The 365-nt window shown below is 71.8% G+C and carries 1 protein-coding gene; it reads left to right on the top strand.

From position 1 onward, the window contains the following. Positions 1-282: 282 nt before the first annotated feature. Positions 283-365: DUF3090 family protein (locus tag ACLWS4_RS37925; protein WP_416876566.1), on the top strand; the 83-nt coding region annotated here is incomplete at its 3' end.

Genomic DNA, 365 nt, shown 5'->3' on the forward strand with positions numbered 1-365 from the left:
GTTCTGCCGTGCGTTCGGCGCATGCCTGGACCGGGTGGTGTTCGGGTGGCGCCCGGTCGAGTGCGGCACCGGGCGGAGGCGGGAGTGACAGCTCGGTGCGGGGCTTCGGCCCCGACGTGACGGCGCACGTCGTGTCATCTGACGCAGCGGTACCCGCGCCGCCCCAACTGGGCTGCGCAGGCCGTAGGGTGGCCGGTGAGACCACGATCCACCGCGCGACAACCGCCGCGCTCCTCATCGCGACAGCGTCAGATCCCGGAATCCAGAACTCGGAGCGAGCACGTGCCCCGTCAGGTCCACTTCTATGACCAGCCCGAGCGGTTCGTCGCGGGCACCGTCGGCCAGCCCGGCGCCCGGGCCTTCTT

Origin of the sequence: Kitasatospora sp. SC0581 (genome assembly GCF_048159585.1) — a bacterium.
Lineage (GTDB): Bacteria > Actinomycetota > Actinomycetes > Streptomycetales > Streptomycetaceae > Kitasatospora.